Annotated in this window: 10 protein-coding genes; 2 read left to right on the top strand and 8 right to left on the bottom strand. The window is 55.6% G+C overall.

Annotated features, from left to right (window positions below):
* Positions 1-89: 89 nt before the first annotated feature.
* Positions 90-1,643 carry a methyl-accepting chemotaxis protein gene (locus LH86_RS07670; protein ID WP_039299864.1) on the bottom strand — a complete coding sequence of 518 codons (1,554 nt, stop codon included), beginning with the start codon at positions 1,641-1,643 and terminating at the stop codon, positions 90-92.
* 283 nt (positions 1,644-1,926) lie between these two features.
* Here LH86_RS07670 and ppa point away from each other — a divergent pair, with 283 nt between their 5' ends.
* The gene (gene ppa, locus LH86_RS07665) at positions 1,927-2,457 is read left to right on the top strand and encodes an inorganic diphosphatase (protein ID WP_008460444.1); all 531 of its coding nucleotides are present in this window, start codon (positions 1,927-1,929) and stop codon (positions 2,455-2,457) included.
* 48 nt (positions 2,458-2,505) lie between these two features.
* Here ppa and LH86_RS07660 read toward each other — a convergent pair whose 3' ends face one another.
* From LH86_RS07660 to tamA, 5 genes are all read right to left on the bottom strand, one after another.
* Positions 2,506-2,856 (bottom strand): type II toxin-antitoxin system ChpB family toxin, encoded by a 351-nt coding sequence (locus tag LH86_RS07660; protein WP_039299861.1) that lies wholly within the window; start codon positions 2,854-2,856, stop codon positions 2,506-2,508.
* A complete protein-coding gene (locus LH86_RS07655; RefSeq protein ID WP_039299859.1) occupies positions 2,850-3,101 on the bottom strand; it encodes an AbrB/MazE/SpoVT family DNA-binding domain-containing protein in 252 nt (83 codons plus the stop codon). The genes LH86_RS07660 and LH86_RS07655 overlap by 7 nt, the downstream gene beginning before the upstream one ends.
* Before the next feature lie 220 nt (positions 3,102-3,321).
* A complete protein-coding gene (locus tag LH86_RS07650; RefSeq protein WP_008460443.1) occupies positions 3,322-3,666 on the bottom strand; it encodes a gamma-glutamylcyclotransferase family protein in 345 nt (114 codons plus the stop codon).
* Positions 3,667-3,668: 2 nt separating this feature from the next.
* A complete protein-coding gene (gene tamB, locus LH86_RS07645; protein WP_039299856.1) occupies positions 3,669-7,445 on the bottom strand; it encodes an autotransporter assembly complex protein TamB in 3,777 nt (1,258 codons plus the stop codon).
* Positions 7,442-9,178 (bottom strand): autotransporter assembly complex protein TamA, encoded by a 1,737-nt coding sequence (tamA, locus tag LH86_RS07640; RefSeq protein ID WP_039299853.1) that lies wholly within the window; start codon positions 9,176-9,178, stop codon positions 7,442-7,444. Before tamA ends, tamB begins: the two co-directional genes overlap by 4 nt.
* Before the next feature lie 215 nt (positions 9,179-9,393).
* Here tamA and msrA point away from each other — a divergent pair, with 215 nt between their 5' ends.
* Positions 9,394-10,029, top strand: coding sequence for a peptide-methionine (S)-S-oxide reductase MsrA (gene msrA, locus LH86_RS07635; protein ID WP_039299850.1), 636 nt, complete (start codon positions 9,394-9,396; stop codon positions 10,027-10,029).
* A gap of 47 nt (positions 10,030-10,076) precedes the next feature.
* Here the strand turns inward: msrA and LH86_RS07630 are convergent, their stop codons facing one another.
* Positions 10,077-10,925 (bottom strand): leucine-rich repeat domain-containing protein, encoded by an 849-nt coding sequence (locus tag LH86_RS07630; protein WP_081943000.1) that lies wholly within the window; start codon positions 10,923-10,925, stop codon positions 10,077-10,079.
* Between the two features lie 56 nt (positions 10,926-10,981).
* Positions 10,982-12,316 (bottom strand): hypothetical protein, encoded by a 1,335-nt coding sequence (locus tag LH86_RS07625; protein WP_052045555.1) that lies wholly within the window; start codon positions 12,314-12,316, stop codon positions 10,982-10,984.
* Positions 12,317-12,532 lie beyond the last annotated feature (216 nt).

Raw genomic sequence — 12,532 nt, 5'->3', positions numbered from 1 at the left:
TATTAGAGCAAAGCCGGGGGATGAATCACCCCACCAAAATGAGTAGCGGCGAGGACAAAATGCCGTTCACCGCTACGAATGACTGTTGATTAATAGCGGAACGAAGCCATCGCGGCGACCAATTGCTGCGACTGTTCTTCAAGCGAATGCGTGGCCGCAGTGGATTGCTCAACTAAAGCCGCATTCTGCTGTGCCGCTTCATCCATCTGGCTGACCGCAATATTGACCTGCTCAATACCGTGGCTTTGCTCGTTAGACGCGTTGGCAATTTCGCGAACCAGTTTAGTCATACGCATAATTTCTTCGGCGATTTCGTCCATCGTTTCCCCGGCCTGTTGCGCAAGCTCGCTGCCCTCACCCACGTGAGTTTGCGAATCGGAAATCAAGGTGCGGATCTCTTTTGCTGCCTCAGCGCTGCGGCTTGCCAGGGTACGAACTTCACCGGCTACTACGGCAAAACCACGGCCTTGTTCACCTGCCCGGGCGGCTTCCACCGAAGCGTTAAGCGCCAGAATATTGGTCTGGAAAGCGATGCCGTCGATAACGCTCAGAATGTCGGCAATACGTCCTGCGCTGCCGGAAATATCGCGCATTTTTTCAATCACGTAGCAAACCATTTCGCTGCCACGGTCGGCGGTATCGGAGACGACTTTCGCCAGCTTGTGCGCCTGCTCGGCGTTATCGGCATTTTGCTTCACCGTCGCCGTAATTTGCTCCATGCTGGCCGCCGTTTCCTCCAGCGAGGTCGCCGTGGACTCCGTACGTTGGGAAAGATTGAGGTTGCCCGCCGCCAGCTCACGGCTGCCGGTATCAATCTGGGAAGAGGCATCCCGCACGCGGCTGACCGACTCCACCAGCGAGGTTCTCATCGCCACGATCGCGCTGGCAAGACGGCCAAATTCGTTGTTGCCCGTTTGCGGGAGCGGTTGGGTTAAATCGCCATCGGCCACGTACTCCAGTTGATGAATCGCCTCATCCAGTGGCTTCAACAGCAGGTGGCGCAGCGCCAGCCAGACCAGCACAATAATCGCGGCGGTCAGCAGCGCGGCAAAAATAATAAAGCCCAGAACAAGGGTCTTGTGCAGCTGAACGGCAGCCACTTCGCTGTTTCCGCGCGTTTCACCCCAGCTCTGGAAAGCCTGCACGTCATTATCAAACTTCTGCCCCAGCGGGATCAGGCTTTTTTCCAGCAGGTCGTAATAGTCGTCCGGGCTTTGCTTTTGCAGCGCGGCAAGCATCGGCGTAATACCTTGCGCCTGATAGGCACCAAAGCTCTTTGCCAGGCCGGTAAGCAGGGCGTTACCCTGGTCGTCATTCACGCCGCTGTCGATGACGGACTTAAGGTTTTTCTGCGCCAGCCCAACTTCACCCACGATCTTCTGCGTGGCTTTTGTCGCGTCGTCCAGCATGCCAATTTCCATCTGGCGTACCGCCTGGCTTGCCTCGTTTCGGGCGCGAAGCAGCAGAATATAGCCATCGCTAATGCGCACCATTTGCTCACCCTGCAGGCGGTTGATACGCTCAAGAGAAGTGGAACTTTGCTGCAGGGCATAAATGCCGATGCCGCTTACAACCAACAGCAAGAACGTCATAACCGCTAACAGCGTCAGCAGCCCCGTGCGAATCGACAAATTTCTCAACATGCTTAATTCCCGGTTTAACGATGGCTCATGAATAAAGTAGTGAGCGTGTTATCGGCAATTTTCGGAAAATGTTTAATCAATTTGCGTTATTTACGTTCGTTAAGTGCTTGTTGCCATGATGTTTAACTCAATTATGACAATGAAATGACTCAAGATTTGAGTAGCCTGAAGCGGGGTATTTGACCCGTCGGGGGGCTCGCGGTCAAAAAACAGCAAAAGACATTTAATCGCAGTTGGCTATAATATCGGGCACTTGAAATACACCAGGTTAAAGGAAACAGACATGAGCTTACTCAACGTCCCAGCGGGTAAAGATCTGCCGGAAGACATCTACGTTGTTATCGAAATCCCTGCTAACGCCGATCCAATCAAATACGAAGTAGACAAAGAGAGCGGCGCGCTGTTTGTTGACCGTTTCATGTCTACTGCAATGTTCTACCCGTGCAACTACGGTTACATCAACCACACCCTGTCTCTGGACGGTGACCCGGTTGACGTACTGGTCCCAACCCCATACCCGCTGGAGCCAGGTAGCGTGATCCGTTGCCGTCCAGTTGGCGTTCTGAAAATGACCGACGAGTCTGGCGAAGATGCAAAACTGGTTGCGGTTCCGCACACCAAGCTGAGCAAAGAATACGATCACATCAAAGATGTGAACGACCTGCCAGAACTGCTGAAAGCGCAGATCACTCACTTCTTCGAGCACTACAAAGATCTCGAGAAAGGCAAATGGGTGAAAGTTGACGGCTGGGATAACGCCGAAGCTGCTAAAGCTGAAATCATCGCTTCTTTCGAACGCGCTGCTAAGAAGTAAGTTAGCCCGCCAGAAAGAAAAAACACCGCCTCAGGGCGGTGTTTTTGTTTATTCGAGGATGGCCTGAAAACGTGCCAAAACTTCCTCGACAATGTCTGCCGGAACGGTTTCAAGTTTCTGTGCTCCACGGCATTCAAGATCGACCATTCTGGCTTGATTAATTAACACCACGCCACAGGTCTCTGTCCCGCATCCGCTAAGTGAAACGGCAAAACCTGCGTCCCTTGCATAATTTCCGCCCTGGGTTATAGGTGCCACTAGCGCAGTGCCCGTCTGGTTAAATGCCCGGGTTGAAAGCACAAGAGCAGGACGGCCTTCTCCCTGTTGCTCCCGGCCAACGGCGGGATTGAACCCCACGAGAACAATATCTCCCCTTTCAAAACCCCCGCGTCTCACCAAACTTCTTTCCCGACCGGGTTATCCTTGCCCCAAATGTCTTCTTCAGAAACTTTTGGTGCCGACGGGTCGCCCTGAGCCAACAGTTCGTCCAGCGTGTATTTCTTCCTTATGGGTTTCATGATCAGTTGATTATTCATCACTTCAGCCTCCAGGCTTTGTCCAATTTTTACGCCTAGTTCATCCATTAGTGCTCCGGGAATGACCATACCAGCACTGTTCCCCCATTTTTTGATGGTAATGCGCATACGCTCTCCTGACAGGGCATGTTATACAAAGTATAAACAACACTGTACAAGATGTCGCCAGTTATAAGCGGAAAGGGCCGGAATAGCCAGCAAGGAAAAGATGCTGATTAAAAATATGGGAAGTACTTTCCAAAGCGTGCTGCAAAATCAGGTAAGAGGATAATTCGCTGGGAAGCAGGCAAAAAAACGGCCATGTGTTGGCATGGCCGCTTAGGTGTGATTAATACTTTTCTCGATCCAGCCAGTTCCCGCTGTCGATTCGGGTTAACCCCTCGACAGGACGCTGATAGACATACATCCACGCGCCGCCGTATGGAGTCTGAATCAGCTGACGGCTGTACTCTCCCCCTTTGGTGCGCAGCGCGTCCAGCTCAGAAAGCGTAGAGGCGTCTATCCGGTAAACTTCGCCGGAAACCACGCCATCACCCGGCACGGCGCCTGGATAATGCCCAAGGCTATACAACACGTAGTTTTCCTGCGTGTGGTCGCCCAGCCACTGGGCGTTGGTCATCCAGTGGCTGTTGCCTTGTTTGCGTCGTAAACTGCCGTAAACAAATATTCGCATTGCTAAAACTCAAACTGATAGAGCAGATCTAGTGCCTGATCTACGCCAGACACCGCTTCCAGATACAGCTTAGGCATCAGACGATAACGTAACGTTAACGTCGCCAGAGAGTCAAAAATACCTACGCCATATTTAACCTGTAGACCCGGCAGTACATAGCCGCTAACCACCACCTGAGAGGAATCACCCACCCCCGCGGTGTCGAGCGCCAGATTGCTTACGCCAAACGTCTCGCCGATTTTACCCACAACCTGACCACTTTGTGCAACCCCCAGGCCCACAAGCATCGACGTCATCGCGTCGCCGTCGTTACCGGAAGTGTCTAAACCCTGGCCGCGAAGCAGGTAGGACAAGGCTTCCTGCTGGGACATCGCCGGATCTGAGAATATTTCAGCTTTGGGTTCATCTGCCGGGCCGGTCACACGCACGCCAGCCGTCACGCTGTTTTCGGTCGAGTCCGGGTTACGGATAGCTTCAATATTCAGGTACGGGTTGTCCGGCGGGCCGGAGAACAGCAGTTCGCCTTTGCGGACGATAAGATCCTGGCCGTAAGCATGGAAACGGCCCTGAGGAATGTTGATCTGGCCGTTGAGGCCGAGTCCCTGCTTGTCCTGCACCATTTTCAGATCGCCGGTCAGGCGCGCTTTCAGGCCGAAAGCGTCCAGCCGCACGTTGTTGCCGACGTGAATCGTCAGGTTGCTGTTGATCGGGATCCCGGCGGATTTAGGGCTAACCGGCTTCAGATCTTTATCCAGCATCACTTCATCACTTGAGACACCCACGGCGCTGTCCGGCACATCATGTACCACGATACGCGCCCACGGCACATCAACGTTCCCGTTGAGGGTAAACAGGCTTGGTGTGGCCACAAATTCAATATCCGGGGAAACGTCCAGGCGCACCATCGGCGGCACGGTAATGCGCACTTTGCTACCTTTCGCGGCTATGCGCGCCCGCCAGTTGTCGATTTGCGTCCAGTCGGCGTCGCCGCTTAACACAATCTGGCCTTGCTTAGTGCGCACCACGCCCTGCAGGGTGGAGTTCATCCCGTTGAAGTTCATGGCAATCTGGCTTGGCTGCATCTCGAACGGCATAAAGTTGCCTTCAACATCGACGCCATTGAGCTGCATTTGCCCGAACATCTGTGGCCGTTCAAGGTTGCCACCGAGGCGTAAGTTCGCGTTCAGCGTACCATCCGCTTTTTCGCCTTTCGAGAAGATGGCGTTGGCAATCGCCAGGGAGAAGTTGCGAATATTGACGTTGCCGCCGAGGTTACGTCGCCCCTGTGGGTCGGTGATTTGAACCTGGCCGTCAAACTGCCCGTTATTCGCCACCTTCACCAGCCAGCCAAGCTGGGCGCGGTTATTCTTCAGTTCGGCGTTAAGGTCTAGCGTGTCGAAGGCAACCGGCAAGGTATTGCCGTTCACTACCTGCGCCACCTTCACGCCGCGCCCGCTGAGCGTTACCTGGCCCTGCGGCAGGCCGCCAGCTTCGCTGTCCCAGCTCACGTCAGCCTTACCGGTAAACACGCCGCTGGCCTGAGTATCCGCAGGCATCAACGGCTTCAGCATGGCCAGATCGAAGCGGTTGAGGTTCACCAGCGCCCGGCCTTTCGCCCCGGCGTCGATAGTTTGCGGCACACACAGTTCGGCGTTCGGGTTTACCCAGCAGTGCGGGCCAATGGCGATTTTCTGTTCTTTATTGCGGAAGTCCAGCGTCAGCTCGCGGTTGAGCGCCCACGGCCCTACCAGCGTATCAAAACGGGTATCCGTTAACTTGCCGCGCCAGCGCTCTTCGTTACGGTCGAAGCTGCCGCTCAGGTTGAGACGTCCGGAAACAGGCTCTCCCTGAATACGCAGTTGAAGCTGGTGCTGCTTCTCATCACCTTTGGCGTCCAGCGTGACGAGATCTACTTTCACGCCAGGCTGAGCAACACGTTCTACGCGCAGGTTGAGGTTCCCGGCGATTTGGTCGCTCGATTTTACATCACCTTTCAGCAGAACACGGGCAATCGTCAATTCCTGCCAACGCAGGCCGTTAGCGGTCAGGTCAGCCAGCAATTGTGGCGCTTTTACGTCGCCGCGAACCTTCACGATCCCTTTCGCCGTCCCACCTAAACCAGGCAAGGCGTTGTCCAGATTCGGGGCATTTATGTTGGCGTCAAGGTTAAGATCTTTTTCGCCAAGTTCGCCTTTCACGTCTACCGTGTTGCGGCCCAGTTCCAGATGCAGGCCCGGCACTTTCCACTGCATGTAGCTGTTACCCTGCAGCGTGCCTTCCACATTGACCTTATTCTGCTTCACGTTGCCGGCAAGCTTCAGCTCGGAAATATCCAGCTGCCAACTGCCGCCATACAGGCTGCCCCGGGTTTTGATCTTGCCGTCCAGCTTCGCGGGCCAGTCCGGGAACTGCTTCGCCGTGTTGATGCCAGTCAGCGTTATTTCCCCCTGCCAGCTGATGGCTTTGCTCCAGTCCACCAGCGCTTTCAGGTCGGTGTTGCCCTGCAGCGCAGCCACACGCAGCTTATCGAGGCTAAACTGCTGTTCGTTGCCTTTGCCATCCAGCGTGATAGTGGCAGGCGGAACCTGGTCGCCCTTCACGGCTGTGCTAAAGGCCAGCTTGTAGTCGGTCATTTTGCCGGTCAGGCGCAGTTTCAGATTGTCAGCCTGATACTGCTTCGCGCCGGTCAGCGGCCAGGCAAGCTGCTTGCTGTCCAGTTCGACGTTGAGCGGCAGCCCGGCTTCAGCCAGGCGGGTTTGGGCATTCAACTGCATCCCCACCGGCCCTGACAGATTGACGCCCACTTTCAGCTCGTCGCGCAGCGCACCGCCCACGGTCATCTTCACTTTTTCGCCTTTCAGCGGGTCGATGTTCAGCGTGCTGTTAAGCGTTAAATCAACCGGCCAGTTGTCGCGCAGCTGCGCGCTGCCGGTGGCGTTGACCAGCCCCTGCGAGGAGTCTACATCCAACGCATCCAGCTTGAGATTGCCGTCGATGCTGCTCACTTTCAGCAGCAGAGAGTTGACCAGCAAATCCGTATCGCCGGTCAGGCGCAGACGCGCCCCGCGGAATTCCTGAATATTCAGATTTACCGGCAGATTCACATCCGTCATTTCCGGCAGCAGCGGCTTCTCAAACAATTGCTTCAGCGTTTCCCCGAGCGGCGCTTCTTCCGGCTGAGGGTTTTGAATTTTCGGCTCAACAATCTCTTCTTTTGCCACCTGCGCGGCTTTCGGCAACGCAATCAGCAAACCTTCCAGCGATGTCGGGGTCAGCGTCAGGTTACGCTGCTCCCAGGTCAGGCCGCTGGTGAAGTCCATCACCGAGACGGTGGTGTCGTCGATTTTCACGTTAACGTTATTCAACGCCACGCGGCTCAGGGTAATCGGGTACGGCGTGGAGAGATTCAGCGGGCCGCTGTCCTCTTCCTGCACCGGGGCAGACGGCGGCATTTTTTTCGTGTCGACCGCAATATCTACATCTTTCAGCGAAAAATCATTTACGCACAGGCTGCTGTGCCACAGGCAGTTTAGCTTTACCGCAAGATGAACCTCGCCCGCACGCACGGCGACTCCGGGCTGCTCATAACGCAGGTTCTTTAACGTCAGATTGCGCCAGCCGCCGTCAACCTGGGCGATATTCAGCCCCGGCACCCAGCGATTAGCGCCTTTAAACAGCAAATGCAGGCCTGGCGTAGTTCCCACCAGGAACCCGACTGCCGCGATCAGCAGTACAATCACAGCCAGCACCGCGAGGCTTATTTTCTTCCAGCGACTCATAGTTCAGGCCCCAAACCGATGTAAAACTGTAAACCGTGCTCTTCCTTGTCACCCACCGGTACGGCGAAGTCGAGCTTGATAGGCCCAACCGGGGATTGCCAGCGCACGCCAACACCCGCGCCGGTTTTGAAGTTGCTGCGTTTGATGTCATTCACCGCTTCACCGGAGTCAACAAACGCCGCGCCCCACCATTTGCCGGTCACGTTGTACTGGTACTCCAGCGAGCCGGTGGCCAGTTTGGAGGCCCCCGTTAACTTGCCGTTGCTATCTTCTGGCGATATCGATTTGTATTTATAGCCACGAATACTGCGGTCGCCGCCGGCGAAGAAACGCAGATCCGGCGGCACTTTTTTGAAGTCGTTGGTTTCGATCCACCCCACATTGCCGCGCACGACAAAACGGTGTTTTTCATACAGCGAACGGATCCAAACGTTTTGCGCCTGGAACACGCCGAAATCGACGCCGGAACCCCAGGCCGTATTAGAGACATCGATCGAGTAACGCTGTGAGTCACCCCACGTGGGCATCAGGCCCCCCCGCGAGCGGGTACGATTCAGGCTAACGCCAGGATAAAGCAGCATCGTCGTGTTGGTGACGTCGGCCTGGGTAAAGTGGTCGAGGCTCCAGCGCAGGTTAACGGCGCGCTGCCAGCCACTGGACATATCCCAATAACGGGACAGCGCCACGGTGGTGGAGTCCGATTGGGTATCGTTGAGATCGGTTCGTTTAAAACCGCCCTGGACCAGGTAATACTGCTCCAGAGGGCTTTTTAACAGCGGAACTTTGTAGCTGAAGTCGAGCGTTTGCTCAGGGCCGGAAAGGCTGGTGCTGGTTGTCAGGCTGTGGCCGTAGGAGTTCATCCACGGTTTTTTCCAGCTGGCCTTCACGCGCGGCCCCACGTCCGTGGAGTAACCCACCCCGGTTTCAATGGTGTTTTCAGTACGGGGCGTCACGACGCCCTGCAATGGCAGCACTTTAGTCTGGCGTGATTTGTCAAATTCGGGCGCCACTACCACGGAGTTAAACCAGCCGGTGGCGGACAGACGGCGGTTCAGTTCGGCCAGGTCGCTCGACTGGTAATAGTCCCCCTGCTTGAAAGGCACAAGGTTTTGCAAATACTCTTCGCGAATCTGGGAGCCCTGAAAGGTCACCGCCCCAAAGCGATAGCGCTCGCCGCTGTCGTAATCGATATCCCAGAATGCCTGATGCCTTTCGAGAGATACGCCTAACTGGCTCTTACGGAAATCGCTGTCGAAGTAGCCCTTACGCAGCGCAATGCTGGAGAGGCTTTTTTTGAAGTTATCGTAGTCAGCGTGATCGAGCACGGTGCCGATTTTAGGCCGCTTGGGCAGCAGCGCCAGATAGTCTTTATCGGTTCGCGCCCCGCCACGCAAAATCACGTCGGTACCGCCAATTAACACAGGTTGGCCGGCATCAACTTTTGCCAGCAGAACCTGGCGCCCCCCGTTCTGCGGCGGTGGTTTGAGCGTAAAATTAATGGTTGGCTCGTAGTAGCCCAGCGCCTTTAAACCAGCGCGAATGGCATCATCGACGCGCGCCTGGAAGCGACGATCCGGCGTCACTTCATCGCTTTCGATGGTGGAAAGCTGAGCACGGACGTTTTTTTGCAGTTCGCCGCTGAGTCCTTCAACCTGCAGGCGCACGCTCGCGGCGTTTGCCCATGTACTCGCCACACACAGGCCTGTAATACATAAAGTACGGATTCCTGGCACGTTTTCTCCTGAATATCCTTGTTCCCACCCCTGGAAGGAAACGTCATTCCCGCTCCGCGGATTAACAAAACCCTAACACTAAGGGTTGAAAATAACTCACTAGCCTAAATCTTTCTTATATGTAATGTAGTCTCTAACTTGTGTGTATTGTCTGAAATTGCACGACTGATGACAACAGCACGCTTTTTTTACCGATTTTCGGGAGATCCAACGCTATGTCATTCTTCGACAAAACGCACACTGTGACGCAGGCCGATGCCCTGCCTGGCCGCAACACACCGATGCCGGTGGCCACGCTTCATGTGGTTAACGAACACTCAATGACCAATGTACCAGATGGGATGGAAATCGCGCTGTTTGCGATGGGGTGTTTCTGGGGCGTAGAACGTCTGTACTGGGAAATTCCAGGCGTTTACAGCACCGCGGCAGGCTACAGCGGCGGCTACACGCCCAACCCAACCTATCGAGAAGTGTGCAGCGGCCAGACCGGCCATGCTGAAGCAGTGCGCGTGGTTTATGATCCGAAAGTCGTTAGCTACGAGCAGCTTTTGCAGGTGTTTTGGGAAAACCACGACCCGGCTCAGGGGATGCGCCAGGGCGGCGACGTCGGCACCCAGTACCGCTCGGCCATATACCCGCTCACGCCGGAACAGGACAAAGCCGCCCACGCCAGCCTTGAACGTTTCCAGGCCGCGATGAATGACGCCGGTGATAAACGCCAGGTCACTACTGAAATCGCCAACGCCGGCCCGTTCTACTATGCGGAAGACGACCACCAGCAATATCTGTATAAGAATCCGCACGGCTACTGCGGCATTGGCGGCATCGGCGTTTGCCTGCCGCCTCAGTAAGCTTCGCGATAAAGCCAGTCAACCGACTGGCTTTTTCTTTAACGTCGTTAACCAAAGCCAACCCACGCCTTTTGATTATTCACATCCAGCGTCGCGGAAGTATGCCCATTCCCGAGGCTGGCCATGCTGATGTTATTTGCCACACCATGCTTATTCAGCGCCGCCAGCATCGCCCGCACGTTACCCGCCGAGCCCTGATCGTTAGCTCCGACCAGAAACACCTCGGTTTTGTGCGCCGAAGGATACAAATGCCGGGACAGCATATCTTCCAGAGGAATTCCCCCTGAACCACTGCGCTGCGGGTTATCCATATGCAGCGCCAGGCTTTTCCCATCCTGAACAATCATCGCCGCCAGGCAAGGCGCCAGGTCGGTGGTGAACAAGGCAGTTTTCTGCCGGGGCGGCTGATGAATGACCTGCGCACGGTTATTGCCCTGGGCAAAAAACTGCAGTTTGTACCCTTCATCCGCAAAACGTTCATGTGAACGACGAAAAGGCACGCCCTGGTTGTGCTGATTCATCGCCAGCTGCAGCGTTTGCAGGGACCCCAACTGTAAAAGCGCTTTGGCCGGAAAAGTCTGCAGCGGGTTGCCGGACAGATTCAAATGTTTAAGGTGCGTCAGTGCGCCCAGGGAGTCAGGTAGTGCCGTCAGACCTCGCTCGCTCAGATCTAATGTTTCCCCACGGCACTGAAAGTTATTCATGATTTCGCTGCAGGCCGCCGCTCTGGCTTTGCCTTCTTCCGCTGTAGGAGCCGCAGCGGTCCAATTCTTAAGATCGCCGTGTAAATCACTAGCGTGCAGGCCAGAGGAAGCGGTTTTCACCGCTGCCGTTGAGGATGTGGTGGAGAATGGTGGCAGACCTGAAGGTCGCGCCGTCGTAGAGTTAATATGCATAATCAGGCTCCGAAAATAGACTGCCTGTATGTGGACGTAACTCCCCCATCGGTTCCTTACACCTGCTGCTCTGCGGCATTAAGGGTGGTGGCTGGCTGGCGATTTAGGGCCGCCTGCAGCTGATGCCCGATCCAGCCTGCCGCCGAGTTCACGGCCACCGGGACCTTTTCCTGTAACGTTTGCGTCATTTTGTCCGCCACGGCGTCAGCGAGAATCTCAGCCGCAGGCACGGCAAAGAACACCGGGGCAGAGGCCACGACGTTGGTCGCATGGCTGATGGCGCTAAGCGATGCAGCATTCACTCTGGGGAAGGCGCTGGCAATCGCTCCGCCAATGGCGCTACGCAGGCTAATCACACCGGCAAAACCTCCGGCCAGCATCGCCGTTTTCCCAAGGCTCGGTGCAGAAAGAACGCTTGCCGTCGCTTTCAGGCTGTCTGTGGCAATGTCCAGGGGCAGCTTCGCCACGCGCTGAGCGGCGTTTTTAAGCGTATCGCTCACCACATGCGTATTTTTCAATTCAGTGAACCGCTGCTGCCAGTCGTTGCGCCCCAGCAAATACTCCGGCCCGGTTCGGCCTTTGCTTTCGTCCACCGCATGGAGAATAGCGCTCATTGCACCACCAGCCACCACACCACCCGCTGCGGACAGCCATGTATCGGCTTCACCGGCCACTTTCGCCCCGGCAAAATGCGTCAGCGTGGCCGCCGTCGCCAGGCGTGCAAGATTGCGGGCGGAATAGGTCTGAATGGCTAACCCGGTTTCTGCCACTGTCGTCAACAGGCTCGGTTTAAGATCTTTGATCGCTTCGCGCATGGCCGGATGCAGGTCGCTGTCTTTGGCAGACAGCCAGGGATTCGTTGCCGTGGCGCGGTTAAGCAGCGTGGTACCAATGGTGTCGGCAATGCTGGACTGCAGGCCAGCATGGAGACCAATTTCCGCCGCAGTGTGGGCAAAAGCACTCAACAACGGGACTTTATCGAAGGCGACAGACGCGGCGGCAAACGGAATAGCTCGCACGGCACCTCGCGCAACTTGCCCTAGCCTGTCCAGCTGGTGCCCTTTGGTCAGCACGGCTTCAACAGAGGCGGGCGTTTCCCCCATTTTATGTAATTCACGGGTTCTCGACTCAATCAGGGCATGCATTTCAGCATGGTTATCGCCGTTAATATGTTTGCCAAACAGCGCGCCAAGCTGGTGATGGATCGCGGCTTCATTGGCCGAGCCATAAACGCTGTCCCCCACAAAATGCAGGCTTTCATGCGCGCTGACGGCTGCAGAAGTGGCCACCGACGAGCTGGAAGCAATCGATGCCGGCCGCTGGCCGCCGTGTTCCGGCAAAGGAGGAGGTTCCGCCGCATGCCTGTGCGCGGAAGTAACGGAATTGACCATGTGAATGCTCTCCTGATAATGGGCTAACCGGTCAGGTGAGTGGCAAAAAGAGACGAAAAGTTCCGGGGATAAAAAGAAGAAAAGCAGCTTATACAATGCGCTAACCGTTAAGCCCATTAATCAAAAAAACAGATCAATAAAAATCCGGCTAATCACCGGTTAAATTACAGCCTCTGGTAGCACATCCCTTCCTTACGCTATACTACTCCTTGAATT

The sequence above is a fragment of the Cedecea neteri genome (genome assembly GCF_000758325.1).
Classification (GTDB): Bacteria; Pseudomonadota; Gammaproteobacteria; order Enterobacterales; family Enterobacteriaceae; genus Cedecea; species Cedecea neteri_B.
The sequence above is the reverse complement of the archived record's forward strand: the minus strand, read 5'-3'. Positions and strand labels throughout refer to the sequence as shown.